We start from the raw sequence: 25,730 nt of genomic DNA, 5'->3' as shown, positions 1-25,730 counted from the left end.
AACGTAAACAGGAGCCCCTATGAAAGCCGGCCTTGCCACTGCTGTGATTGCGTTAGTGATGCCGGTTTGCGTTTTTGCAACCACGCTGCGGCTTTCTTCTGACATTGACCTGCTGGTGCTGAACGGGAAAAAAGTCTCCAGTTCGTTATTACGCGGTGCCGACAGCATCGAACTGGATAACGGCCCTCATCAGGTGGTGTTCCGGGTGGAAAAAACCATCCGCCTTGCTAATCATGAACAACGAACGTACCTCTCTCCTCCGCTGATTATGAGCTTTAACACCCAGCAGGTAAGCCAGGTGAACTTTACGTTGCCGCGTCTGGAAACAGAAAAAGAGTCGGCGACGTTTGACGCCTCGCCGCGTGTGGAACTGGTGGATGGCGATGCCACCCCGATCCCGGTGAAGCTGGATATTCTGGCGCTGACGTCGTCATCGACGGGCACAGATTATGAGGCCGCAACGCAAGCCTATAACAAAGCGGGTAAGCGCGCCTCGCTGCCCCGGTTTGCCTCCATGATGGCTGACGACAGTACACTGCTGTCCGGCGTCTCAGAGCTGGATGTGATCCCCCCTCAATCCCAGACGCTGACAGAACAACGCCTGAAATTTTGGTTTCAGCAGGCCGATCCCGACACGCGAGCCCGCTTTTTACAGTGGGTGAAGCAACAACCTTCGTCGTAAGCCACATTTTTTTCGCCTTTCTCTTGCAGCATCAGGCGGTTCCCGTCATCGTGTAGCCAGTTAACCTGATGGATATGATTATGGAACTGACAACACGCACATTACCGGCACGCAAGCACATTGCGCTGGTTGCGCACGATCACTGTAAACAAATGCTGCTTAACTGGGTTCGTCGCCATCAGTCCTTGCTGGAAAAGCACGCCCTCTCGGCGACGGGCACCACCGGTAACCTTATCCACCGCGAAACGGGTCTGGAGGTGAACGCCATGCTGAGCGGCCCGATGGGTGGCGATCAGCAGGTGGGCGCACAGATTTCTGAGGGGAAAATTGATGTTCTGATCTTCTTCTGGGATCCGCTGAATGCGGTTCCGCATGACCCGGACGTGAAAGCGCTGCTGCGTCTTGCCACCGTCTGGAATATTCCGGTGGCGACAAACCTGTCGACGGCGGATTTCATCATTGAATCACCGCAGTTCAACTCGCCGGTTGAAATTCTCATCCCGGATTATCAGCGTTATCTTTCCGAGAGACTGAAGTAGCGTTATGCCCGGCGGCGCTACGCTTGCACGGGCCAACGAGTTTTGTCGGCCGGGTCAGGCGAAGCCACCACCCGGCAATCCCGCTACGGCTTGCGCGCCACCGGCACATCAATACTCTTCAGAATATCGACAAATACTGACGGCTCCTCTTTGTTGAACAGCAGCCACACGCGATGACGCGCGCGGGTGATCGCCACGTACAGCAAACGCCGCTCTTCGGCATCCGGGAAATCCTCCGGTACCGGCAGTAATGCTTCTTCCATCACCGACTCACGGGCAGGGGCCGGGAACCCATCGCTCCCCTCTTTCAGCCCGACCACAATGACGTAATCGGCCTGCTGGCCTTTGCTTGCGTGGATGGTCATAAAATCAAGCTGCAGCTTCGGCCAGCGAGTCGCCGCCTTCTCCAGCGCCGCAGGTTTTAGATGGTGATAACGCGCCAGTACCAGAATACGTTCATCTGGCTTTGCGTAGCCGCTGAGTTTGTCCAGCAGCGGCTCAAGCTGGTCTTCCGCCAGCAGGGTTACGGCTTTTTTATCTCCCGCCCTCAGGCTATTAAGCGGCTTGGCCAGCTGATGGGGGTTCTGCTGAATAAAGCGGTTCGCAATTTCGCCAATTCGGGAGTTAAAGCGGTAGGTAGTATCCAGATCGCTGCGATCGCCTTCGCCAAAATAGTGATGGAACGCGGTGGTCAGTGAAAGCTGCGCGCCGCTAAAGCGGTAGATGGCCTGCCAGTCATCCCCTACGGCAAACAGAGAGGTATGTTTATTTTGCGCCCGTAACGCCGAAAGCAGCGCGGCACGCTGCGGAGAGATATCCTGGAACTCATCAACCAGAATATGTTTCCACGGGCTGACAAAGCGTCCCTTCTCCAGAATGATGATGGCCTGATGGATCAGGCCTGAGAAGTCGACGGCGTTTTCCTCCTTCAGCGCCGTTTTCCAGGCTTTCAGCAGCGGCGCCATCAGTTTGACCCGCTTTGAAAAAAGCGCGCGGATGTCCTCCGGCGCACTCTCAATCATCTCAGCCTGCGTTCCACCGTGCATGCGCATCAGGCTCACCCAGCGGTCGAGACGCGAGCCAAGCCGTCGCGCCAGCTTTTCATCCTGCCAGAAACTGCCTTCCGGCACGTCCCAGTTGAGCTCGTCTTCCAGCCATTGTCGCCACCCTTTCGCCTGCGCTTTTTTCTCGCTGCACTGCTGCCGCCACGCCTTAATAAACAGGGCCTGACGCGCCTGGGTGTCGTTTTCCAGTTTACTGATGGAAGGGACTTTTTTGCTGCCCTGCTGAATGATGTGCAGGGCAAGGGCATGGAAGGTTCGGGCGGTAATATCCCGGGTGTGCAAACGCTCCTGAATGCGTTCGTCCATCTCCTGCGCCGCCTTGCGACCAAACGCCAGCAGCAGGATCTGATCGGCGACGGCCTCGCCCGTTGTCAGCAACCACCCCGCCCGCGCGACCAGTACGGACGTTTTGCCGCTCCCGGCCCCCGCGAGCACCAGCAGCGATTGTTCGCCGTTAACCACGGCGCGAGCCTGGGCAGGATTCAGCGGCGACGACTCCACCGTACTGAAGAAATCGGCATAGCGGGTGAGCATTTCGTCAGTCCACGCCTGGTTATGCGCCAGCCGGCTCTTGTCTGCGTCGCTCAGCCAGGCCTGACACTGTCGCCAGGCGTCACGGCAATTATCAAACTCATTGAGACGCGTCACCGGTAACGGCAGCGCCGTCAGCGCCTGCCTGATTTTTTGCTGCAGACCGGCGGTCTGCTGACGGGTCAGCCACGTTTGTTGGGCATTACTCTGCGCGATATCACTCAGCACCTGCTGCAGGACCTGTGCGGCTATCACGCTCATATCGTGACTCCACTGCTGCCAGAGCTGGTTCAGATGATGATGAAAACGCTGGGTTTCGCCCCACTCCGTACCGTGAAGACGTACGACTTTATCTGCAGGGAGCACAAACTCCAGTTCGCCCCATACCAGCCCGCGTTTGCAGTGGATGGCCAGGAGTTGATTGAACGGAATGAGGTATTCGTGGCGTTCACCGGAGACCTTTACTCCCGCGTTGAGGAGGACAACCTTGTCGTAAGGGTGTTGCGCCAGGCGTTTGCCCATTGAAGTTGCTTTCAGTTCCATATCCAGCCGGATCCACGAAGAGATGATTGCCTGATAGTTTAACTGCCAGTTTTAAGGTGCTCCAGCCTAAAAAAACGTTACAATCATTGGGCGTTAATTTTATCGAAAGGAAGTGAGGGTTTATGCGTACCGTTCTGAATGTGTTGAATTTTGTGCTGGGCGGTTTTGCCACCACCCTTTCCTGGCTTTTTGCCACCCTAGTGAGCATCGTCCTGATTTTTACGCTTCCCCTGACCCGCTCCTGCTGGGAAATCACCAAACTCTCCTTTATCCCTTACGGGAATGAAGCGGTTCACGTTGACGAACTGAACCCGGAGAATAAAAGCGCGCTGATGAACACGGGCGGAACCGTGCTGAACATTCTGTGGCTGATTTTCTTCGGCTGGTGGCTGTGCGTAATGCATATTTTTGCCGGTATTGCGCAGTGCATCACAATCATTGGTATTCCGGTGGGGATCGCGAACTTTAAGATCGCCGCCATCGCTCTGTGGCCTGTCGGGCGCAGGGTAGTTCCGGTCGAAGTGGCCCAGGCGGCGCGTGAAGCGAATGCACGTCGTCGTTTTCAGTGATTAAGGACTGGCCGCGTCTATGCTAAGCCCACTGCTTCGCCGTTACACCTGGAACAGCTCCTGGCTCTATAACGTCAGGATTTTTATCGCACTTTGCGGCACGGTTGCGCTGCCGTGGTGGCTGAACGATGTCAAGCTCACCATTCCGCTCACGCTGGGGGTGGTTGCGGGAGCGCTGGCGGATCTCGACGATCGCCTTGCCGGGCGTCTGCGCAACCTGGTCATCACCCTTGTCTGCTTTTTTATTGCCTCCGCGTCCGTGGAGTTGCTGTTCCCGTGGCCGTGGCTGTTTGCTTTAGGCCTTACGCTTTCCACCAGCGGGTTTATTTTGCTGGGTGGGCTGGGGCAGCGCTATGCCACCATCGCGTTTGGCGCCCTGCTGATTGCCATCTACACCATGCTGGGGGTGTCACTTTACGACCAATGGTATCAGCAGCCTGTACTGCTGTTGCTGGGGGCCATCTGGTATAACCTGCTGACGTTAACCGGCCATCTGATCTTCCCGGTTCGTCCTCTGCAGGATAACCTTGCCCGCAGTTACGAGCAGTTGGCCCACTATCTTGAGCTCAAATCCCGGCTGTTTGACCCGGATATCGAAGAGGAGAGCCAGGCTCCGCTCTACGATCTGGCTCTGGCGAACGGCCAGCTTGTCGCCACGCTTAACCAGACAAAAGCGTCGCTGCTTACCCGGCTTCGCGGCGACCGTGGCCAGCGAGGGACGCGCAGAACGCTGCACTATTACTTTGCCGCTCAGGATATTCATGAACGCGCCAGCTCGTCTCATGTTCAGTATGCGGCCCTGCGCGAGAAGTTTCGCTACAGCGACGTTATGTTCCGCTTCCAGCGTCTGCTTTCCATGCAGTCCCAGGCGTGCCAGCAGCTGGCGCGCTCCATTCTGCTGCGCACGCCTTATCAACACGATCCACGCTTTGAACGCGTGTTCAGCCATCTTGATGCGGCAATTGACCGCGTGCGAGCCAGCGGAACGTCGCCGGAGCACATTAAAGCGTTGGGATTTTTGCTCAATAACCTGCGGGCGATTGATGCTCAGCTGGCAACGATTGAATCTGAACAGGCCATGGCGCTGCCGGGCAATGAGGCGGACAGTCAGCTCGCGGATGACAGCGTGCACAGTTTTAGCGATATGTGGCTCCGGCTAAGCCGAAACTTTACGCCGGAATCCGCCCTGTTTCGCCATGCGGTACGCATGTCGCTGGTGCTGTGCGTGGGTTACGCCTTTATCCAGGTAACCGGTTTACACCACGGGTACTGGATCCTGCTGACCAGCCTGTTCGTCTGCCAGCCGAACTATAACGCCACCCGACACCGCCTGGCGCTGCGTATTATCGGCACGCTGGTGGGGGTCGCAATCGGGCTACCGGTGCTCTATTTTGTGCCCTCGGTGGAAGGCCAGCTGATCCTCATCGTAATCACCGGGGTGCTGTTCTTCGCCTTTCGTAATGTGCAGTACGCCCACGCGACGATGTTCATCACCCTGCTGGTGCTACTCTGCTTTAATCTGCTGGGCGAAGGGTTTGAAGTCGCCCTGCCCCGCGTGATCGATACGCTGCTCGGCTGTGCCATCGCCTGGGCGGCAGTGAGTTTTATCTGGCCCGACTGGCGTTTTCGTAATTTGCCGCGCGTCCTGGACAGGGCGATGAATGCCAACTGCCGCTATCTGGATGCCATTCTTGAACAGTACCACCAGGGACGCGATAACCGTCTGGCTTACCGCATTGCCCGACGTGATGCGCATAACAGCGATGCTGAACTGGCTTCTGTAGTCTCTAATATGTCAACGGAGCCGCGCGCCACGGCAGAAATTCGTGAAACGGCTTTCCGCCTGCTGTGCCTGAACCATACCTTCACCAGCTATATCTCAACGCTCGGTGCCCACCGCGAAAAACTGACAAACCCGGGCATCCTTGCCTTGCTGGATGATGCTGTCTGCTATGTCGATGATGCGCTACATCACCGCCCAGCCGATCAACCGCGTGTCCAGCAGGCGCTGGATGAACTGGCTCAACGGATTGCGCATCTTGACCCAGGAAACGACAGCAAAGCGCCGCTGGTTCTCCAGCAGATTGGTCTGCTTATCGCTCTGCTGCCAGAAATTTGCCGACTGCAACAGCAAATCGCTACCTGGAGGAGCGATTCTCCTGTGGCTCAGGCAGCGCATTAAACCACTCCGTCAGCTCCCGGCGAATTTCCGCCGGGAGTGCCGCTTCATGCAGGCCCTCAATCGCCCCTTCCAGGGCAAACAGTACTTTGATACTGAGCGCTTTATTTTTTGCCCGCAGCTTTAGCCAGCTCGTTCTGGCTCCCAGCGACCGGAGGGTATCTTCGTTGGTAATCCCGGCTTCACAGAGCAGGACTTCCAGCTGAAAAGTCAGGTTGGGCAGATCCTTAAGCCGGTTTCGCTGGTAGCGTTGTATGCGCTCTTTACGCGCGGCATTAAGCGCGTAAGAGGAAAGCTGAAGCAGCCGCTCCCTGTCCTGCCAGAGACCGTCATCCACACGATAATAGTTGAGAAGGATCGGCCGGCCGCGTTTCATTAAGGTCAAAAAGGAGGATCCGTTTTTTACACAGTACTTCGCACTTTCCTCACAGGCGCGAAGGTAAAGCTCACCGTCTGACACCATGGCAAACACCGCCTCATCGACGGCCAGGGTATAGCCACCAAAAAGCGCACGATGATGAATTTCTCCTAATGGAGAGAGGTATTCCTGGGATTTATAAATCCGTTCATAAGATATCTTTTTCATGATATTTCCATTAAAAATCAGATATTAACGACGACATTTCTTACTAACGGATCCGTTAACAGGAAAATAGGCAACTTATTGCCGATGAGCAAGATGATTTTTTCAGGTTCGCCAGGAATGAATGAATTTTGCGAGTCGCTTTCCGAAATTGAGGTTGATCTTTATGCATACAGGGGTTACTGTATATTCATACAGTAACTACAGGGCTGGAATGATTATGTACACTTCAGGCTATGCAAATCGCTCAACATCTTTCTCTTCTACCGCTGGCGATGTCGCACAGAACGCCGTCGGGCGTGTTTCGACAGGGCTTATCAGTGAAGTGGTTTATCGTGAAGACCAGCCCCTGTTGACCCAACTTCTGTTACTGCCGCTCTTGCAGCAGCTTGGTCAGCAATCGCGCTGGCAGCTCTGGCTGACGCCGCAGCAGAAACTGAGCCGGGAATGGGTTCAGTCTGCAGGCCTGCCGCTGACGAAGGTCATGCAAATTAACCAACTCTCTCCTTGCGATACGGTTGAGTCGATGATCCGGGCATTACGTACAGGGAATTACAGCGTGGTGATTGGATGGTTATCAGACGAATTGACAGAGCAGGAACGTTTTCGCCTCACCGAAGCGGCAGAAGAAGGCAATGCGATCGGCTTTATCATGCGCCCGGTTCGCCAGGATTCTTACCGCAGAGGACAACTTTCAGGGCTAAAAATTCACTCAAATTTGTATCACTGAGCAAATTTAAGAGTTTTCCTGGAATTTTTTTCGACCTTAAGATGCGCTTTTAGTTCCATCGTCCAAAACGGCGGCAAGGCTTGTCTGGTGCGGTTCTTCTTAATTTTATTGCACAAATTTCGTTCAGAAATTGTTAAATAATCGGTATACGGAACTTTTTTTTTCATATGCCTGACGGACTTCACACTTGTAAGTTTTCAGCTACGTTGTAGACTTTACATCGCCAGGGGTGCTCGGCCTAAGCCGAAGATATCGGTAGATTTATATTTGACCACGCCCCCCGGTGAAGGATTTAACCGTGATTCTCGATTGAGATTTTCATGGCGAATTTTGGATGATAACGAGGCGCAAAAAATGAAAAAGACAGCTATCGCGATTGCAGTGGCACTGGCTGGCTTCGCTACCGTAGCGCAGGCCGCTCCGAAAGATAATACCTGGTATGCAGGTGGTAAACTGGGCTGGTCTCAGTTCCACGACACCGGCTGGTACAACAGCAGCCTGAACAATGATGGCCCTACTCACGAGAGCCAGCTTGGTGCAGGTGCGTTCGGTGGCTATCAGGTTAACCCGTATGTTGGCTTTGAAATGGGTTACGACTGGTTAGGTCGTATGCCATACAAAGGCGACACCGTAAACGGCGCTTTCAAAGCTCAGGGCGTTCAGCTGACCGCTAAACTGGGTTACCCAGTAACTGACGATCTGGACGTGTACACCCGTCTGGGCGGCATGGTATGGCGCGCTGACTCCAGCAACAGCATCGCTGGTGACGACCACGACACTGGTGTTTCCCCAGTATTCGCTGGTGGCGTTGAGTGGGCTATGACCCGTGACATCGCTACCCGTCTGGAATACCAGTGGGTTAACAACATCGGTGACGGTGCTACCGTTGGTGTTCGTCCAGACAACGGCATGCTGAGCGTAGGTGTTTCCTACCGTTTCGGCCAGCAGGAAGATGCAGCACCAGTTGTTGCTCCAGCGCCGGCTCCAGCTCCAGAAGTACAGACCAAGCACTTCACTCTGAAGTCTGACGTTCTGTTCAACTTCAACAAAGCGACCCTGAAACCAGAAGGTCAGCAGGCACTGGATCAGCTGTACACCCAGCTGAGCAACCTGGATCCTAAAGACGGTTCTGTAGTGGTTCTGGGCTTCACCGACCGTATCGGTTCTGACGCTTACAACCAGAAACTGTCTGAGAAACGTGCTCAGTCTGTTGTTGATTACCTGATCTCTAAAGGTATCCCAGCTAACAAGATCTCCCCACGTGGTATGGGCGAATCTAACCCAGTTACTGGCAACACCTGTGACAACGTTAAAGCTCGCGCTGCTCTGATCGACTGCCTGGCACCAGATCGTCGCGTAGAGATCGAAGTTAAAGGCGTTAAAGACGTTGTAACTCAGCCAGCGGCTTAAGTTATCGTCTTATAAAAAAACCCCGCGATGCGGGGTTTTTTATTATCTGAAGAAACTCAAAAGTTATTTTTTACCCAGCAGCGCCTGAAGATCGTTCTTCAGCGTAGACATCTGGTTGGCGTATTTTTCTTTATGCTCGGCATCTTCAATCAACTGCACCACCGTTTCTGACAACGTTTTTCCCCGCCGTTGCGCAAGCCCTGCAAGACGCTGCCAGACCATGAATTCCAGGTCGATGGATTTTTTACGGGTGTGCTGATGCTCAGCATTAAAATGCCGTTTGCGTCGTGCGCGGATAGTTTGCTTCATCCGGTTCAACAGTGCCGGATTGATATGTTTCTCAATCCAGCCATTCACCTGTACCGGTTCATTTTCGAGGGTCAGCAAAATATCCACGGCCTCTTGTGCGGCGCTGGCTTCGATGTAGCAGGTAATCAGCTCCCCTTCTCGGTGCTTTTTGACCAGGTACTTCCATTTCCAGCCGCTTTCGAGATTTTCCAGTTGTTGATATTTCATTGCGATCTCAGTGTTACCACGTAACTCTGTTCAGAATATCAGTTTTTTAGCAATCTGCTGAAAAGAAATCATATCCTGTGAAGCATTGCAGGCGATTCGCTTCCCGAAAACCCCAATCCTGCTTGGGAAGAGCCCCCCGCTTACGGTATACTCCACGGTTTTACATCTGACTAAAAAACATCAACTTTGACCATTACGAAACTTGCATGGCGTGACCTTGTTCCGGATACCGAAAGCTATCAGGAATTGTTTGCACAGCCAGACCTCGCACAAGAACACGAATTCATACTTAGCGATACACAACCGCGTTTGCATTACGCACTGGAGCAGGTGTTAAGCCCGTGGGCGACATCTCCCTTCATGCTGCTCAAAGCCCCGGAAGAAGCCGAGTATTTAACGCTTCTGGGTGATGCCATGCGCCAGTTGCAGCCGGAAGCCAATGCTATTTACGGCGGCCAGTATCGTATTTCAGGACATGATGTCTCTTTCGAACCCGCAGAACAGGCTGATGGCCGTTTTGCGGTAAAGGGCGAAGTGGTATCCGCTAACTGGGCCGAGGCCGAACAACTCTTTGGTTGCCTTCGCCAGTTCAACGGTGAGTTATCGCTGCAACCGGGCCTGGTGCATCGCGCCAATGGCGGCGTACTGATCATTTCCCTGCGTACCCTGCTCTCCCAGCCGCTGTTATGGATGCGCCTGAAAACGATTGTGAGCCAGCAACGATTTGACTGGGTGGGCTATGACGAGTCTCGTCCTCTGCCGGTCTCTGTCCCTTCCATGCCGCTGTCGTTGACCGTGGTGCTGACGGGTGACCGTGAATCGCTGGCTGATTTCCAGGAAATGGAGCCGGAGCTGGCTGCACAGGCGGTGTACAGCGAGTACGAAGACAATATTCAGATTGCTGATGCCGATGACATGGCGCAGTGGTGTCAGTGGGTGATGGCCGTTGCTGCCCGCTTTGCCCTGCCGACGCCTGCGGCTGACGCCTGGCCGGGACTTATCCGCGAAGCGGTTCGCTATACCGGTGACCAGGAGACGCTGCCGCTGTGTCCGCTCTGGATCAGCAAACAGCTGCGTGAAGTGGGTGCGATCAGTGGGAATGGCGCATTTACCGGTGAGCAACTTTCCCAGATGCTGGCCCAAAGAGAGTGGCGGGAAGGCTATCTGGCCGATCGTATGCAGGATGAAATTCTGCTGGAGCAAATTCTGGTCGAGACCGAAGGCGAGCGCATCGGACAGATCAATGCCCTGTCGGTGATTGAATTTCCCGGGCATCCGCGTGCGTTTGGCGAGCCTTCACGCATCAGCTGCGTCGTCCATATTGGCGATGGCGAGTTTACCGACATCGAACGGAAAGCCGAGCTGGGTGGAAACATCCACGCCAAAGGCATGATGATCATGCAGGCGTTCCTGATGTCAGAGCTGCAGCTTGAGCAACAAATCCCCTTCTCTGCCTCGCTGACGTTTGAGCAATCCTACAGCGAAGTGGATGGTGATAGCGCCTCTATGGCCGAGCTGTGTGCCTTAATCAGCGCCCTGGCGGAAGTCCCGATCAATCAGAACATCGCCATTACCGGTTCGGTCGATCAATTTGGTCGTGCCCAGCCAGTGGGGGGCCTGAATGAAAAGATTGAGGGCTTCTTCTCTATTTGTCAGCAACGCGGGTTAAACGGCAAACAGGGTGTGATTATTCCAGCACCCAACGCACGCCATTTAAGCCTCAGCCAGGCACTGCTGGATGCGGTAGAGCAGGGACAATTCTCCCTCTGGGCCATCGAAGGCGTCGAGGATGCACTACCCTTACTGACAAACCTGGTATGGGACGGCGAGGGACAAACGACCCTGATGCAGACCATCCAGGAGCGCATTGCTCAGGCGACCCAGCAAGATGCTCGTCATCGTTATCCGTGGCCGTTACGCTGGTTAGGTTGGTTTAGTTCAAACTGATCGGACTTGTTCAGCGTACACGTGTTAGCTATCCTGCGTCCTTCACTAAAATAAGGCTTACTGAGAACATGGTAGATAAACGCGAATCCTATACAAAAGAAGATCTTCTTGCCTCTGGTCGCGGTGAACTGTTTGGCGCGAAAGGCCCACAGTTACCGGCCCCGAACATGCTGATGATGGACCGTGTCGTGAAAATGACCGAAACCGGCGGCAACTTCGATAAGGGTTACGTAGAAGCAGAACTCGATATCAATCCGGACCTGTGGTTCTTCGGTTGCCACTTTATTGGCGATCCGGTAATGCCTGGCTGCCTGGGCCTGGATGCGATGTGGCAGCTGGTTGGCTTCTACCTGGGCTGGCTGGGCGGCGAAGGTAAAGGCCGTGCGCTGGGCGTGGGTGAAGTGAAATTCACGGGTCAGGTTCTGCCAACTGCGAAGAAAGTGACCTATCGTATTCACTTCAAACGCATTGTTAACCGCCGCCTGATTATGGGCCTGGCGGATGGCGAAGTGCTGGTAGATGGCCGTTTAATCTATACCGCGAACGACCTGAAAGTGGGCCTGTTCCAGGATACATCTGCTTTCTAAACGCTGCTATACGCGGCTTCAGAAAGGCGAAACCTCCGCATTGCGGAGGTTTCTGTTTTTAAAGAGACGTTATCAGGCTATGAGTGCCCTGTCGCCGATGGCTTCTCGCCAGCCTCCCAGCCATTGTGACCTTTGATTAATCGTCTGATAAGGACACATTTCTTTAGATCGTCCAGCGATGCCGGCCTGATAACCACGTTGATGAGCCCGTTCCAGGCGATCTCGTTTCTGTCTCTTCATGCCTCGTTTCCCTCATTCTTTTGTCTGGTGGAAAGAAAACAGTGACTGCACAATGCGTGCAGGCACAGATAACGAATACCCCGAATTAGTCGTAGCGTCAACGTTCAAAATTCATACGGATGTCATATTTGTGAGCTAGCCAGAAGATCATTTGTACAAAAATTGTGACCCGGGACAAGTAACGGTCTGACGTGAAAACGAAAAAAAAACCGCAATCAGTGGCAGACCGATTGCGGTTTTTTATGATGAATTTTACTTATGGCAGCCGGGAGATTTCTCTCGCGATGTTGGCCGATTCCTGTGCCCACCCCTGGGCAAGCACTTTCACCATTTCATCATAGCCATCTTTTTGCTGCTTGAGCTCCAGATGGAACGGACGCTTAATCAGCTGTCCCTGATGGTTAAGCAGCCATTCTCCGCTGATGACAACGGCACCGTCATAACGACCATGGAAGCCCGTTACCGTCACGTTCAGCGTGTCCTGGTCGCTTCCAAGAGGCTGGGAGGCGACAACCCAGCCCGGAAGCTGGCTGCTGAGATTCGCCACCAGCGTATTGCGTAACTGTTGATCCAGCGGGCTGGCCCACAGGTTATTATTCGCAATCACATACTGCACATCGCTGGTCTGGTAAACCACCCCGTTGCCGGCCAGATAATCTGGCACAGCCACTTGCTCAACCCACAGCAGACGGTTGCCCTGCGAGGCGGTGCTCTGCGTACCCGCCTGCGCCATCAGCGGCAGCTGATAGTAGCTTTTCGTTTCACTCCCTGAGCTACAGGCCGTGAGCACCATCGCACCTACAATCGCTAGCCATTTTTTCATTGTTTCGCCCTCTTCGGCTCAGGATCCTTTTTATCTTTTGCTTCAAACACCAGCGCGTTGCTCTTCTCATTGAGCGTTTTCAGTACGGGCTGCAGTTCACGCAAGACCTGATCAAGACGCTGCATATCTGCCACCATCTTGTTGTAGGCCGCTGAACCAGGCTGGAAGCCCTGCATGCTACGGTTCAGTTCACGCAGCGTTTTCTGCATATCCTGCGGCAACTGCTGCATGCTCTGGCTTGCCGTGAGCTTATTGATGTTATCCAGCGTGGTTTGCAGACGCTGCATCGTCTCCTGGCTCTGATGCAACGAGCCTGTCGCCGCTTCAATCATCGGATTCAGTGGCAGATTGTTGATCTTATCCAGTGTTTCCATCAGACGCTGCTGGATTTGAGCCAGACCGCTGCTCACCGTTGGAATGATCTTGTAGCCGCCAAATTCACGGATACCAGTAATCGGCGGAGCTTTTGGATAGAAATCCATATCCACATACAGCGCACCAGTCACCAGGTTGCCAGTCTTCAGCGAGCCGCGCAGGCCACGGTTCATTAAATCGGTAATATGCGCGCCGATATCCTGATTCTCGCCAATCTGGTTAACCAGACGCTCTGGCTCAATGCGGATCAGCACCGGAATACGATAGTCATCATCAAGTACCTGCTGAAGTCCCGGCACAAAGAACGGCACCTGTCCGACCGTACCCAGACGAATACCGCGGAACTCAACGGGCGCCCCTGGCTGCAGGCCGCGGACGGAATCTTTAAAGAACATCAGGTAATCAATATGATCGGTATAGAGCGCGTCCTGAATGCTTCTTTGATCGTCAAAGAGCCTGAAGGCCGTTTTCTCGGCCACCGGCTGCCCCAGATCCAGTCCTTCCGGCACGTCAAAGCTGACGCCGCCGCCAAACAGGGTGGTCAGCGACCCCATTTCAACGCGCATACCTGCTGAGGTGAGATCGACCGCGATCCCGCTGTCTTTCCAGAAGCGTACGTTGCTGGTCACCAGACGATCGTTTGGCGCATTGATGAACAGCTGATAGCTGATGGTCCTTTTTTGCGGATCAAAGGTACTGGTCTCGACTGAGCCAACACGATAGCCGCGGAACAACACCGGGTCGCCAGGTGAGAGCTGGCCCGCTTTTTTACTGTCGAGAATCACGCGGATCCCTTTTGCATCAGGCGGCGCAAGCGGTGGAGAGTCTAAAAGCTGATACTGGGCTGGCTGCGCCCCTTTTGCCCCCGGCTGTAGCTCAATATACGCGCCCGAGAGCAGCGTGCCTAAACCACTGATCCCTTCCCGTCCGACCTGCGGTTTAACCACCCAAAAAACGGAGTCACCGTGAAGCAGCTTTTCCATCCCGGCATTTAACCGCGCTTTAATTTCTACATGCGTTAAATCATCCGTCAGGGTGGCGCTTTCAACCACCCCTACATCCACGCTGCGGCTTTTGATGGTCGTTTTACCGCCCTCAATCCCCTCGGCATTGGTGGTGATGAGCGTCACTTCCGGTCCCTGATGGCTGTAATGATAAAACAGGATCCATGCACCGATCAGCGCCGTCACGATGGGAAAAATCCACACCGGTGACCAGTTTTTGACCTTCTGCACTTTCGCCTCTCCACTCTTATTTTCCATGCTCTTACTCTTCCTCATGGCTTGATTCAGGCTCACGATCCCACGATAAACGAGGGTCGAAGGTCATGGCCGCAAACATGGTCATAATCACGACCAGCGCAAACATTAAAGCCCCCATCGCAGGATAAATACTCATCAAACCGCCCATCCGCACCAGTGCAGAGAGAACGGCAATGACAAACACGTCAATCATTGACCAGCGTCCAACAAACTCGACAACTTCATAAATGAGGTGCATGCGTTCGCTATCGCGTTTGCCGTGCCCTTTCGCATCCCAGCAGAGCCAGGCAATCGCGATCATTTTTAAGGTAGGCACCATAATACTGGCGATAAAAATCACCCCAGCCACCGGATAAGATCCCTCGCCCCACAGCAATATCACCCCGGCGAGGATCGTCGAGGGCATTTTGTCACCGAGCAAATCGGTGATCATGATCGGCAGAATATTCGCGGGAAGATACAGCATCACAGAGGTCACCAGCAGCGCCATGGTCCACTGCAGGCTATTTTTGCGTCGCACATGGCCTTTGGTTTCACAGCGTGGGCAGACGTCCAGATCCGCGGGCAGCACGGCAGTACAGCAGGAGCAAGAGCGCAGTCCCTGGCGGATCCCCGGCACGCCAACCTTCACCGTCTGGGCAAGTGTGGGAGCCGGAGCGATATCATCCCATGCCCAACGCCGGTCAACGCACTGGAATGCGCGCAGCTGCAGCACACAATAGAGACACCACGGGATAAAGCTGCTGCCAATCCCCACGTCACCGTAGGCCATCAGCTTTACGAAGCTGACCAGAATACCCGCCAGAAAAATCTCGGCCATCCCCCAGCTTTTAAGCTGAAACAGGACTCGCGCCAGTTTGATTTTCAGGGCTGCGGGCATTTTTACGCGGTTGACCAGCAAAAGGATGACAACCAGACAAAAAGCCGGAACGATCTGCACAAACAGAAGGAAGAAGGTGCCGAGGCTGGCGTAATCTTCCGAGAACATCACCCCCGGAATTTCAAGCAGATCAACCTGGCTTGTCATCCCTCCCACCTTCATATAGATGAAGGGGAAGAGATTAGAGAGCAGCAACATGAACAACGCGGCCAGCGCATACGCCGTGGGACGCTGTCTTGGCGCGTCCCATTCGGTTGTCAACGTTGTGCCGCAACGCGGGCACAGGGCCTTATGTCCGTGACCAAGCTCTGGCAACGCCACGAGCATATCGCATTGCGAGCATAATATATGCCTGTCGGCATGGTGCTGGTCACACATATGTTATCCCTGTTTATGCGCCGTTTTTCAGAGACTCAAGGTACTCCCAGCGCTCAAATGCTTCTTCCAGAGCTTTTTCAGCTGCGGACAATTCGGCCAGGACTTTTTGAGTATAGTCGTGCGATTGGGTGAAGAAGGATGCATCGGCAACCTGCGCTTGCAGCGCCTCCAGCGCGGCCTCCAGCTCCTCAAGACGCTGAGGCAAACCCTCCAGTTCGCGCTGCAGGTTATAGCTTAGTTTAGCCGAGGTTTTCTTGACAGTTTCTGCTTTTGTTACAACAGGTTCAGTCGTTGTTTTAGACTTCGCCTGTTTTTGCGCCAGCGACTGTGCCTGCTGCCCTTTCGCGTCGTGGTAGCCACCCACATATTGACCAATCCGCCCTTCGCCTTCGAAGATCCAGCATTCGGTCACGGTGTTGTCAACGAACTGACGGTCGTGGCTCACCAGCATCACGGTGCCCTGATAACCATCGATCAGCTCTTCCAGCAGTTCGAGCGTTTCGACATCCAGGTCGTTGGTTGGTTCATCGAGAATCAGCAGGTTGCTTGGTTTCAGGAATAACCGCGCCAGCAGAAGACGGTTTCGCTCACCGCCAGACAGCGCACGCACCGGGGTCATCGCCCGTTTAGGGTGGAACAGGAAGTCCTGGAGATAGCCCAGCACATGGCGCGGCTTACCGTTTACCATGACCTCTTGCTTACCTTCGGCAAGGTTATCCATCACCGTTCTGTCCGGATCCAGCTCTGCACGGTGCTGGTCAAAATAGGCCACTTCCAGTTTGGTGCCGCAGTGAATTCGGCCACTATCCGCCTGCAACTGGCCCAGCATCAGCTTCAGCAGCGTGGTTTTACCGCAGCCATTGGGGCCAATCAGGGCGATTTTATCCCCGCGCTGAACCTGGGCGGAGAAGTCTTTCACCAGCACTTTCCCGTCAACCTGGTAGTTAACGTTTTCCATCTCGAAGACGATCTTCCCGGAACGGGAGGCCTCTTCTACCTGCATTTTGGCGCTGCCCATCACTTCGCGACGTTCGCTGCGTTCACGACGCATCGCTTTCAGGGCACGAACGCGGCCTTCGTTGCGGGTACGGCGGGCTTTGATACCCTGACGGATCCACACCTCTTCCTGCGCCAGTTTGCGGTCGAATTCGGCGTTTTGCAGCTCTTCCACGCGCAGGTTTTCTTCTTTTTCCAGCAGATAAGTATCGTAATCGCCGGGATAGGTGACCAGCTTGCCACGATCGAGATCGACAATGCGCGTCGCCATATTGCGAATGAAGGAACGGTCGTGGGAGATGAAGATAATGGTACCGCTGAAAGTTTTCAGGAACCCTTCAAGCCAGTCGATCGCTTCAATGTCCAGGTGGTTGGTTGGTTCATCCAGCAGCAGCACCTTCGGCCCGCTGACCAGCGCGCGGCCCAGTGCCGCCTTACGCAACCAGCCGCCAGATAGCGCAGACAGCTGCATATCCGGCTCCAGGCCCAGCTGAGCCAGCACCTCGTTAATACGGTTCTCCAGCTGCCACAGGCCGTGGTGATCGAGCATCTCCTGGACTTTCGCCAGTTCGTTAAGATTTTTGTCGCTCGGGTCGGTCATCACCAGATGAGAAATCTCGTGATAGCGCTTCAGGTATTCAGCCTGCTCCGAAATCCCTTCCGCCACGAAATCGTACACGCTGCCGGTGACATGACGCGGCGGATCCTGCTGCAGACGGGAGACAATCAGATCCTGCTCGTAAACAATACGCCCGTCATCCAGACCCTGCTCGCGGTTGAGGATTTTCATCAGCGTGGATTTACCCGCGCCGTTACGGCCCACCAGACAGACGCGTTCGTTGTCTTCGATGTGCAGTTCAGCATTGTCGAGAAGCGGTGAGTCGCTGAAGGAGAGCCACGCACCGTGCATACTAATTAAAGACATTTATTTTTCCTTTCAGGCCGCGGTGATAAGCCAGCAGTTATGGATCTGACGATTACGGGCAAAGTCCTGAGACAGCGTTTTTTGGCTGATTTCTTGTGCTTTCAGTCCCAGAGCGGCCAGGCCGTCGTGATCCATGCGGAAACCGCGTTTGTTATTCGAGAACATAATCGTGCCGCCTTTACGCAGGAGGCGCTTCAGGTCGGTCATCAGGCGCAGGTGATCGCGTTGTACATCAAAGCTATCCTCCATACGCTTGGAGTTGGAGAACGTTGGCGGATCGATGAAGATCAGATCGAACTGTTCATCGGTGTCACGCAGCCAGCCCAGGACATCGGCCTGCATCAGACGATGCTGGCGTCCGGTCAGGCCATTGAGACGCAGGTTGCGCTCCGCCCACTCCAGATAGGTGCGCGACATATCCACCGTAGTGGTGCTGCGCGCGCCGCCCAGGCCCGCATGCACGCTGGCGCTACCGGTGTAGGAAAACAGGTTAAGGAAGTCCTTACCTTTGCTCATCTGGCCCAGCATACGACGGGCAATGCGGTGGTCGAGGAACAGCCCGGTATCGAGGTAATCCGTCAGGTTAACCCACAGGCGAGCGTTGTATTCACCCACTTCAATAAAGTCGCCCTTCTCACCCATCTTCTGATACTGGTTTTTCCCTTTCTGACGCTCGCGGGTTTTTAGCACCAGTTTGTTTGGCGCAATGCCAAGCACGGCAATCGTCGCTGCGATCACGTCCAGCATGCGCTGGCGCGCTTTTTGCGCATCAATGGTTTTTGGTGGAGCATATTCCTGAATCACCACCCAGTCTGCATAGCGGTCAACCGCCACGTTGTACTCCGGCAGATCGGCGTCATACAGGCGATAGCATTCAATGCCTTCCTGTTTGGCCCATTTTTCAAATTTCTTCAGGTTCTTGCGCAGACGGTTAGCGTAATCTTCCGCCACGCCCGACGGTTTGCTGTCCGCCGCTTTCTCCGCCAGATGGTAGTTTTTCTGCACACAGTCCAGCGGGCCGTTCTTCGCCTTAAACTGGCGATCGGCACGCAGCTGCAGACAGCTCAGCAGTTCTGGTGAAGCGCTAAACAGGGAGAGATTCCAGCCGCCAAAGTAGTCTTTCATATTGCGGCCCAGCAGGCTGTGCAGGGCAATCAACGCCGGCTCGCTATCCAGACGCTCGCCGTATGGCGGGTTGCTAATAACAGTACCATACGGGCCTTTCGGCAGCGGGTTGGTCAGGTTCGCGACATCTTTCACTTCAAAGGTCACCAGCTCACCGATACCCGCGCGACGGGCATTGCTGCGCGCGCGTTCAATGACGCGCGGGTCGCTGTCAGATCCATAGAAATGCGAGGTATACTCCGCCAGGCCTTTACGCGCACGGGCCTGCGCTTCGGCTTTGACCTCTTTCCAGAGTGTTTCATCGTGCTGCGCCCAGCCGCTAAAGCCCCAGTGGCCACGATGCAGGCCGGGAGCGCGGTCGGTGGCCAGCATCGCGGCTTCAATCAGCAGCGTACCGGAACCACACATTGGGTCGAGCAGCGGCGTGCCCGGCAGCCAACCGGAGCGCATCACGATGGCGGCAGCCAGCGTTTCTTTGATGGGCGCCATACCGGTGCGATCGCGGTAGCCACGCAGATGCAGACCTGCCCCGCTCAGATCCAGAGAGATGCTGGCGGTATCGCCATTGAGCCAGACGTTAATGCGCAGATCCGGGTTTTCACGATCGACGTTTGGTCGTTCTTTGTTTTTACGGGTAAAGCAGTCCACGATGGCATCTTTCACACGCAGCGCGCCGTACTGGCTGTTGCGGATCTCATCGTTTACACCGTTAAAATGCACCGCGAAGGTCGCGTCTGGCGTGAAGATCTCTGTCCAGTCGATCATCTGTACGCCGGTATAGAGATCAAGATCGCTGTAGACCTTGCACTCTTTCATCGGCAGCATGATGCGTGACGCCAGGCGGCTCCACATCAGGCTCTGGTAAATAAGCCGTGTGTCGCCCTCAAAATGGACACCACCCTGAACCACCTGGCACTCTTGCGCGCCCAGGGCTTCCAGTTCAGTTTTTAACAGCTCTTCCAGCCCACGGGCCGTACTGGCAAACAGAGAATTCATATCGTCACTTTTACTCTAAGAAAATTGTCGCGCATTATAGCTAATATGACGTGTATGTCATAAAGTTGAAGGCTTATTTTCATTCGAGGGACTGTGCACAGTGGCGACGTTATCCAGGCTTTTTATTCATCCGGTGAAATCCATGCGCGGTATCGGCGTTTCTCACGCCCTGGCTGACATCAGTGGATTTGCCTTCGATCGTATTTTTATGGTCACCGAGCCTGACGGTACGTTCATTACCGCACGCCAGTTCCCGCAGATGGTGCGCTTTACGCCTTCGCCGCTGCATGACGGCCTCCACCTCACCGCCCCGGATGGCTCAAGCGTGGTGATTCGCTTTGCTGATTTTGCGCCTGTCGATGCGCCAACGGAAGTGTGGGGCAATCATTTTACCGCTCGCATCGCTCCGGACGAGATTAACCGCTGGCTGAGCGGCTTCTTCTCCCGTGAGGTACAGCTGCGCTGGGTGGGTCCGGCGCTGACTCGACGCGTCAAGCGCCACGACGCGGTTCCCCTCTCGTTTGCCGATGGTTTCCCGTTCCTGTTAACCAGCGAAGCCTCGCTGCGTGACCTGCAGCGTCGCTGTAAGGCCAGCGTGCAGATGGAGCAATTTCGCCCGAATCTGGTAGTGACCGGTACGGAAGCCTGGGATGAAGATACCTGGAAAGTGATCCGCATCGGCAGCGTCATTTTTGATGTCGTGAAGCCGTGCAGCCGCTGCATTTTCACCACCGTAAGTCCGGAGAAAGGCCTGAAGCATCCTTCCGGCGAACCGCTGAAAACCCTGCAATCATTCCGTACCGCGCAGGATAATGGCGACGTGGATTTCGGCCAGAATCTTATTCCGCGCTCAAGCGGAGTGATCCGCGTGGGTGACGAGGTGGAAATTCTCACCCGTGGGCCTGCGCGCGTGTACGGTGCGGGTCAGGAAGAAGAAACGGTAGACGTTGAGACGCAAGCCAGTTCCGCAGTGGATATTCACTGGCAGGGCCGCGTTATACGGGGTAACAATCAGCAGGTGATACTTGAGCAGCTGGAGCAAGCCGGGATCCGTATCCCGTATTCCTGTCGGGCGGGTATCTGTGGTTGCTGTCGAATCAAGCTGGTCGGGGGCGATGTCAGTGCGCTGAAGAAATCCGCAATCGGTGATGACGGGACGATCCTGTGCTGCAGCTGTATTCCAAAAACGTCGATACAGCTGGAAGCTTAAACCGCCTGTTCCAGGCTGAATGAATCCACGCGCAGCTGCGGTTTCAGCCTGTCATTCATGACCTTAATGGCATCCCCGAGCTGCATCGTCCGCCCGGCAATGGTCACGCCGGGCTGGGCCAGCAGACAAAGCGCGGCATTTTCGCCAGGTTCCACCACCAGTAAACTCACCTCTTCTGCGGTATCGCTCAGATTAACGCTGGCCGCATCGCCCGTGGCCGGCGTCCAGTTCATATCATGCGGCAGAAAATGCCAGCTTTTCGGCATTTGCGGTTTCAGGAAACGAATCGCCACCAGCGCGTTTAATATCAGTTCGGCACGCTGTTCTTTTGAGAGCAGCAGGTCACGGCATTTCTCTTCAAAGGAGAAATAAAGCGCAGCATCGTCTACACAAAAGCCAGACGGGGAGAAAGCATCCGGGGTTAACATTCGACGCGCAAAACGAGAACGGAACAACATGCCATTGGCTAAATCGAGCATCATTCGATCATGCTCTTCACAAAAATACCAGCGCCAGTTATCGTCAGGTTTAATTCGCATGTGTCTCTCCCGTACCCAAACGTCCTGTACTAAAAATGTCCCATTCGCCGCTTCGTTTATAACACCATTAATAAAAGACTATAATGTCTAAATAAGCAACAGTGACGGAATATAAAACAACCAGGGCTGGAAATAAAGCCCTGGTTGTCTGATTAAGAGAAAAGATTAGATATGAGTAACGATTTCTTTTATGAGCGGCGGGCCTTTAAAAATAAAGCCGGAATAGATTTGCACCAGTGAGGCGCCCGCAGCCATCTTCTCGCGCGCAGCAATCACCGAATCGATACCACCGACACCGATTATTGGCAGACGACCTTTTAATTCGGCGGAGAGCGCCCGAATAATTTCCGTACTTTTTAATTGTACCGGACGTCCACTTAACCCACCCGCTTCGTCACAGTTTTTCATTCCCTGGACGAGGGATCGATCGAGCGTCGTATTGGTCGCAATCACACCATCAATATTATGGCGAACTAAGCTGTCGGCAACCTGGATCAATTCTTCAGCAGAAAGATCCGGTGCGATCTTAACCGCCACCGGAACATATTTATGATGGATCGCCTGCAGCTCATTTTGTTTATTTTTAATGGCGCTGAGAAGATCGTCCAGCGCTTCACCATATTGCAGAGAACGTAGCCCCGGGGTATTCGGCGATGAAATATTCACGGCGATATAACCGGCATAGGCGTAGACTTTTTCCATACAAATCAGGTAGTCATCTTTACCCTGTTCAACCGGCGTGTCTTTATTTTTGCCAATATTGATGCCTAATACACCATCAAAATGGGCTTTTTTAACGTTTTCTACGAGATGATCCACGCCGAGGTTATTAAAGCCCATGCGGTTGATCAGCCCCTCGGCTTCGACCAGGCGGAACAAACGCGGCTTATCATTACCCGGCTGTGGACGCGGCGTTACGGTACCGATTTCGATGGAACCAAAGCCCATCGCGCCCAGGGCATCAATGCACTCGCCATTTTTATCCAGACCTGCCGCCAGACCCAGCGGGTTTTTAAAGGTCAGACCCATGCACTGCACAGGTTTTTCCGGCACGTTCTGACGCACCAGCGCGGCCAGCGGCGTTCCCGTAATACGGCGTAATTGCTGGAATGTAAATTCATGAGCGCGCTCAGGGTCGAGCTGGAAAAGGGCTTTACGAACGAAGGGGTAGTACATGAACTCTCCTGGATTCCCGGTGTGCAAACCGGGAGGGGATTATGTGCGATCCTGCCCGGAAAGGGAATTGACCTGCGGCAAAAAAATCAGCGTAAAACGCAAACGTTTACTTCCCCGTACACTTCTTATGCGCTTTTTCGCATTTTAATTGCGGATAAATCATTTAGTGGAATAACCACGCAGTGTCACACTCCTGAAAATTGTTATGAATGTTAGATAAAAGCAAACAATTAGTTATAAGGAGCACACATGCGCGTCATCACCCTGGCCGGAAGTCCACGTTTCCCTTCTCGTTCCAGCGCCCTGCTGGAATATGCCCGCGAAAGGCTTAATGCTCTGGATGTGGAAGTGTGCCACTGGAATCTGCACAACTTTGAACCTGAGGATCTGCTCTACGCGCGCTTTGACAGTCCGGCATTGAAAACCCTGATTGAACAGCTAAAAAGTGCTGACGGGCTTATCGTCGCGACCCCGATTTATAAAGCCTCATTTTCCGGCGCACTGAAAACCTTGCTCGATCTGCTGCCTGAACGTGCACTCGATGGAAAAGTGGTGTTGCCGCTGGCTACGGGCGGTACGGTTGCGCATTTACTGGCCGTGGATTACGCCCTGAAGCCGGTACTGAACGCGTTGAAGGCGCAGGAGATCCTGCACGGCGTTTTTGCCGATGACTCGCAGGTTATCGATTACCAGCACAAACCGCATTTCACCCCGAATCTGCAAACCCGGCTCGACACTGCGCTGGAGACATTCTGGCATGCCCTGCACCGTCGCGATATTCAGGTACCTGCGTTTGGACAGCCACAAGGAGTCGCACATGTTTAAAACACTTACCCGTATCAGCCTGGCTGGTCTGCTCACACTCTCGTCCCTGACCCATGCAGCAGAGACGGCACCTGACAGTTTGCGCATTGGTTACCAGAAAGGCAGCGTCAGTATGGTGCTGGCAAAAAGCCACCAGCTTCTGGAAAAACGCTTCCCACAGACCAAATTCTCCTGGGTGGAGTTTCCTGCCGGGCCACAAATGCTGGAGGCGCTGAACGTTGGAAGCATCGATTTAGGCAGTACTGGCGATATTCCACCGATCTTTGCGCAGGCGGCCGGGGCCGATCTGGTCTACGTTGGCGTTGAGCCACCGAAACCCAAAGCCGAGGTGATTCTGGTGCCGGAAAATAGCGCCATTAAAAATGTCGCCGAACTTAAAGGTCACAAAGTCGCATTCCAGAAAGGTTCCAGCTCGCACAACCTGCTACTCCGCGCTCTGCAGGAGGCCGGGCTAAAGTTCACCGATATTCAGCCCGTCTATCTCACCCCGGCTGATGCACGCGCCGCCTTCCAGCAAGGCAATGTCGACGCGTGGGCTATCTGGGATCCTTACTACTCCGCGGCATTACTTCAGGGCGGCGTACGGGTATTGAAAGATGGCACAACCCTGAAACAGACCGGTTCGTTCTACCTTGCAGCCCGTCCGTATGCAGAGAAAAACGGTGCCTTTGTTCAGGAGGTCCTGAATACCTTTACCGAGGCCGATACCCTGACGCAAAGCCAGCGCCCGGAGAGCATCACCCTGCTGGCGAAAACCATGGGCTTACCGGAGGCGGTGATCGCGAGCTACCTCAACCACCGTCCACCCACCACCATTATCCCGGTGGACGCGCATGTTGCAGCCCTGCAACAACAGACTGCCGACCTCTTTTATCAAAACCGCTTAGTCCCAAAACAGGTGAACATTCGCGAACGCATCTGGCAACCCGCAGCTAAAGAAGGAGCCAAATCATGAGTCTGAATCTTTTCTGGTTTTTACCCACCCACGGTGATGGACACTATCTTGGTACCGAAGAGGGGTCGCGCCCGGTTGACCACGGCTATCTGCAGCAGATTGCACAGGCGGCAGACCGAATCGGTTTCACCGGCGTGCTGATCCCCACCGGACGCTCGTGCGAAGACGCCTGGCTGGTCGCCGCGTCGATGATTCCGGTCACCCAGCGCCTGAAATTCCTGGTGGCATTGCGTCCGAGCGTGGTTTCCCCGACCGTTGCCGCACGTCAGGCGGCAACGCTCGACAGGCTCTCCAACGGACGCGCGCTGTTTAACCTGGTCACCGGCAGCGATCCGCAGGAACTGGCCGGTGACGGCGTGTTCCTCGATCATACGGAACGCTATGAGGCCTCCGCCGAGTTTACCCGCGTCTGGCGACGTCTGCTTGAGGGGGAAACGGTCACCTTCGATGGCAAGCATATTCATGTTCGCGACGCGAAACTCTACTTTCCTCCGGTACAGCAGCCGCGTCCACCGCTCTACTTCGGCGGATCGTCGGATGTGGCACAGGATCTGGCGGCAGAACAGGTCGATCTCTATCTGACCTGGGGGGAGCCACCTGAACTGGTGAAAGAGAAAATTGCCCAGGTGCAGGCCAAAGCCGCCGCCCACGGCCGCAAGGTGCGCTTTGGCATTCGCCTGCACGTGATTGTGCGTGAAACCAACGAAGAGGCCTGGCAGGCCGCTGACCGGCTGATCTCGCATCTGGACGATGAGACCATCGCCAAAGCGCAGGCGGCGTTTGCGAAAACCGACTCCGTAGGACAGCACCGGATGGCTTCGTTACATAACGGCAAACGCGAGAATCTGGAGATCAGCCCCAATCTCTGGGCGGGTGTCGGCCTGGTACGTGGTGGTGCGGGTACTGCGCTGGTGGGTGACGGCCCGACCGTGGCGGCGCGTATCAATGAATATGCTGAGCTGGGTATCGACAGCTTTATCCTCTCGGGCTATCCGCATCTTGAGGAGGCATACAAAGTGGGTGAACTGCTGTTCCCGCATCTGGATGTCGCTATCCCGGACATTCCGCAGCCCCGCCAGCTGCAGCTTCAGGGCGAAGCCGTGGCCAACGAGTTTATTCCGCGAAAAGTCGCGCAAAGCTAAGGA

The 25,730-nt window shown here is 54.6% G+C and carries 23 protein-coding genes; 12 read left to right on the top strand and 11 right to left on the bottom strand.

The genetic code is table 11. The features are described 5' to 3' along the window. Positions 1 to 19 precede the first annotated feature (19 nt). Together csgI and mgsA are read left to right on the top strand one after the other, a co-directional pair. Positions 20 to 682 carry a curli synthesis inhibitor gene (gene csgI / locus ACQG2G_RS07570; protein ID WP_061771554.1) on the top strand — a complete coding sequence of 221 codons (663 nt, stop codon included), beginning with the start codon at positions 20 to 22 and terminating at the stop codon, positions 680 to 682. A gap of 80 nt (positions 683 to 762) precedes the next feature. Beyond that, the gene (gene mgsA, locus ACQG2G_RS07565; RefSeq protein ID WP_013097251.1) at positions 763 to 1,221 is read left to right on the top strand and encodes a methylglyoxal synthase; all 459 of its coding nucleotides are present in this window, start codon (positions 763 to 765) and stop codon (positions 1,219 to 1,221) included. A gap of 83 nt (positions 1,222 to 1,304) precedes the next feature. Here the strand turns inward: mgsA and helD are convergent, their stop codons facing one another. Continuing rightward, positions 1,305 to 3,359, bottom strand: a complete 2,055-nt coding sequence (gene helD, locus ACQG2G_RS07560) for a DNA helicase IV (protein ID WP_038985577.1) — start codon at positions 3,357 to 3,359, stop codon at positions 1,305 to 1,307. Between the two features lie 122 nt (positions 3,360 to 3,481). Here helD and ACQG2G_RS07555 point away from each other — a divergent pair, with 122 nt between their 5' ends. Both ACQG2G_RS07555 and yccS read left to right on the top strand, forming a co-directional pair. Then, on the top strand, positions 3,482 to 3,928 hold the full coding sequence (locus ACQG2G_RS07555; protein WP_013097253.1) for a YccF domain-containing protein: 447 nt from the start codon (positions 3,482 to 3,484) through the stop codon (positions 3,926 to 3,928). Positions 3,929 to 3,947: 19 nt separating this feature from the next. Beyond that, the gene (gene yccS, locus ACQG2G_RS07550) at positions 3,948 to 6,110 is read left to right on the top strand and encodes a YccS family putative transporter (protein WP_061771555.1); all 2,163 of its coding nucleotides are present in this window, start codon (positions 3,948 to 3,950) and stop codon (positions 6,108 to 6,110) included. Here the strand turns inward: yccS and ACQG2G_RS07545 are convergent. Then, positions 6,067 to 6,693, bottom strand: a complete 627-nt coding sequence (locus ACQG2G_RS07545) for a TfoX/Sxy family DNA transformation protein (RefSeq protein ID WP_013097255.1) — start codon at positions 6,691 to 6,693, stop codon at positions 6,067 to 6,069. The two genes, yccS and ACQG2G_RS07545, sit on opposite strands and share 44 nt — an antisense overlap. A gap of 217 nt (positions 6,694 to 6,910) precedes the next feature. Between ACQG2G_RS07545 and sulA the strand changes: the two genes are divergently transcribed. Continuing rightward, positions 6,911 to 7,420, top strand: a complete 510-nt coding sequence (gene sulA / locus ACQG2G_RS07540; protein WP_061771556.1) for an SOS-induced cell division inhibitor SulA — start codon at positions 6,911 to 6,913, stop codon at positions 7,418 to 7,420. Positions 7,421 to 7,774: 354 nt separating this feature from the next. Continuing rightward, complete coding sequence (ompA, locus tag ACQG2G_RS07535) at positions 7,775 to 8,830, top strand: porin OmpA (protein WP_028027914.1); 1,056 nt, start codon at positions 7,775 to 7,777, stop codon at positions 8,828 to 8,830. Between the two features lie 63 nt (positions 8,831 to 8,893). Here ompA and matP read toward each other — a convergent pair whose 3' ends face one another. Then, positions 8,894 to 9,346, bottom strand: a complete 453-nt coding sequence (gene matP / locus ACQG2G_RS07530) for a macrodomain Ter protein MatP (RefSeq protein ID WP_013097258.1) — start codon at positions 9,344 to 9,346, stop codon at positions 8,894 to 8,896. A 186-nt stretch (positions 9,347 to 9,532) separates the two neighbouring features. Here matP and ACQG2G_RS07525 point away from each other — a divergent pair, with 186 nt between their 5' ends. After that, on the top strand, positions 9,533 to 11,293 hold the full coding sequence (locus ACQG2G_RS07525) for an AAA family ATPase (protein ID WP_038985584.1): 1,761 nt from the start codon (positions 9,533 to 9,535) through the stop codon (positions 11,291 to 11,293). Between the two features lie 68 nt (positions 11,294 to 11,361). Beyond that, positions 11,362 to 11,880, top strand: a complete 519-nt coding sequence (gene fabA / locus ACQG2G_RS07520) for a bifunctional 3-hydroxydecanoyl-ACP dehydratase/trans-2-decenoyl-ACP isomerase (RefSeq protein WP_000227926.1) — start codon at positions 11,362 to 11,364, stop codon at positions 11,878 to 11,880. A 72-nt stretch (positions 11,881 to 11,952) separates the two neighbouring features. Here fabA and rmf read toward each other — a convergent pair whose 3' ends face one another. The 6 genes from rmf to rlmKL all read right to left on the bottom strand — a co-directional run bounded on the left by rmf (position 11,953) and on the right by rlmKL (position 19,880). Then, positions 11,953 to 12,120 (bottom strand): ribosome modulation factor, encoded by a 168-nt coding sequence (rmf, locus tag ACQG2G_RS07515; protein ID WP_013097261.1) that lies wholly within the window; start codon positions 12,118 to 12,120, stop codon positions 11,953 to 11,955. Positions 12,121 to 12,376: 256 nt separating this feature from the next. Beyond that, complete coding sequence (gene pqiC / locus ACQG2G_RS07510; protein ID WP_020689691.1) at positions 12,377 to 12,943, bottom strand: membrane integrity-associated transporter subunit PqiC; 567 nt, start codon at positions 12,941 to 12,943, stop codon at positions 12,377 to 12,379. Further along, positions 12,940 to 14,580: an intermembrane transport protein PqiB gene (gene pqiB / locus ACQG2G_RS07505; protein ID WP_013097263.1), complete on the bottom strand. Its 1,641-nt coding sequence runs from the start codon at positions 14,578 to 14,580 to the stop codon at positions 12,940 to 12,942. The genes pqiC and pqiB overlap by 4 nt, the downstream gene beginning before the upstream one ends. Positions 14,581 to 14,584: 4 nt before the next feature. Next, a complete protein-coding gene (pqiA, locus tag ACQG2G_RS07500) occupies positions 14,585 to 15,838 on the bottom strand; it encodes a membrane integrity-associated transporter subunit PqiA (protein WP_028027912.1) in 1,254 nt (417 codons plus the stop codon). A 13-nt stretch (positions 15,839 to 15,851) separates the two neighbouring features. Beyond that, positions 15,852 to 17,759 carry an ABC transporter ATP-binding protein gene (locus ACQG2G_RS07495; RefSeq protein ID WP_029883226.1) on the bottom strand — a complete coding sequence of 636 codons (1,908 nt, stop codon included), beginning with the start codon at positions 17,757 to 17,759 and terminating at the stop codon, positions 15,852 to 15,854. Between the two features lie 12 nt (positions 17,760 to 17,771). Continuing rightward, positions 17,772 to 19,880 (bottom strand): bifunctional 23S rRNA (guanine(2069)-N(7))-methyltransferase RlmK/23S rRNA (guanine(2445)-N(2))-methyltransferase RlmL, encoded by a 2,109-nt coding sequence (gene rlmKL, locus ACQG2G_RS07490; protein ID WP_038419040.1) that lies wholly within the window; start codon positions 19,878 to 19,880, stop codon positions 17,772 to 17,774. 100 nt (positions 19,881 to 19,980) lie between these two features. Here rlmKL and ACQG2G_RS07485 point away from each other — a divergent pair, with 100 nt between their 5' ends. Next, a complete protein-coding gene (locus ACQG2G_RS07485; protein WP_047024002.1) occupies positions 19,981 to 21,090 on the top strand; it encodes a YcbX family protein in 1,110 nt (369 codons plus the stop codon). Here the strand turns inward: ACQG2G_RS07485 and zapC are convergent. After that, on the bottom strand, positions 21,087 to 21,629 hold the full coding sequence (zapC, locus tag ACQG2G_RS07480) for a cell division protein ZapC (RefSeq protein ID WP_013097268.1): 543 nt from the start codon (positions 21,627 to 21,629) through the stop codon (positions 21,087 to 21,089). The two genes, ACQG2G_RS07485 and zapC, sit on opposite strands and share 4 nt — an antisense overlap. 165 nt (positions 21,630 to 21,794) lie before the next feature. Continuing rightward, complete coding sequence (gene pyrD, locus ACQG2G_RS07475; protein WP_013097269.1) at positions 21,795 to 22,805, bottom strand: quinone-dependent dihydroorotate dehydrogenase; 1,011 nt, start codon at positions 22,803 to 22,805, stop codon at positions 21,795 to 21,797. A gap of 249 nt (positions 22,806 to 23,054) precedes the next feature. Between pyrD and ssuE the strand changes: the two genes are divergently transcribed. The 3 genes from ssuE to ssuD are packed head-to-tail and all read left to right on the top strand — an operon-like array spanning position 23,055 to position 25,727. After that, on the top strand, positions 23,055 to 23,630 hold the full coding sequence (ssuE, locus tag ACQG2G_RS07470; RefSeq protein WP_038419038.1) for an NADPH-dependent FMN reductase: 576 nt from the start codon (positions 23,055 to 23,057) through the stop codon (positions 23,628 to 23,630). Further along, positions 23,623 to 24,585, top strand: coding sequence for a sulfonate ABC transporter substrate-binding protein (locus tag ACQG2G_RS07465; RefSeq protein ID WP_023619891.1), 963 nt, complete (start codon positions 23,623 to 23,625; stop codon positions 24,583 to 24,585). The genes ssuE and ACQG2G_RS07465 overlap by 8 nt, the downstream gene beginning before the upstream one ends. Continuing rightward, positions 24,582 to 25,727 (top strand): FMNH2-dependent alkanesulfonate monooxygenase, encoded by a 1,146-nt coding sequence (gene ssuD / locus ACQG2G_RS07460; RefSeq protein WP_013097272.1) that lies wholly within the window; start codon positions 24,582 to 24,584, stop codon positions 25,725 to 25,727. The genes ACQG2G_RS07465 and ssuD overlap by 4 nt, the downstream gene beginning before the upstream one ends. The last annotated feature ends 3 nt before the right edge of the window (positions 25,728 to 25,730 follow it).

It is taken from the genome of Enterobacter cloacae complex sp. 382A5 (genome assembly GCF_050031095.1).
GTDB classification, from domain to species: domain Bacteria; phylum Pseudomonadota; class Gammaproteobacteria; order Enterobacterales; family Enterobacteriaceae; genus Enterobacter; species Enterobacter cloacae.
This window is presented reverse-complemented; position numbering and strand designations above follow the sequence as displayed.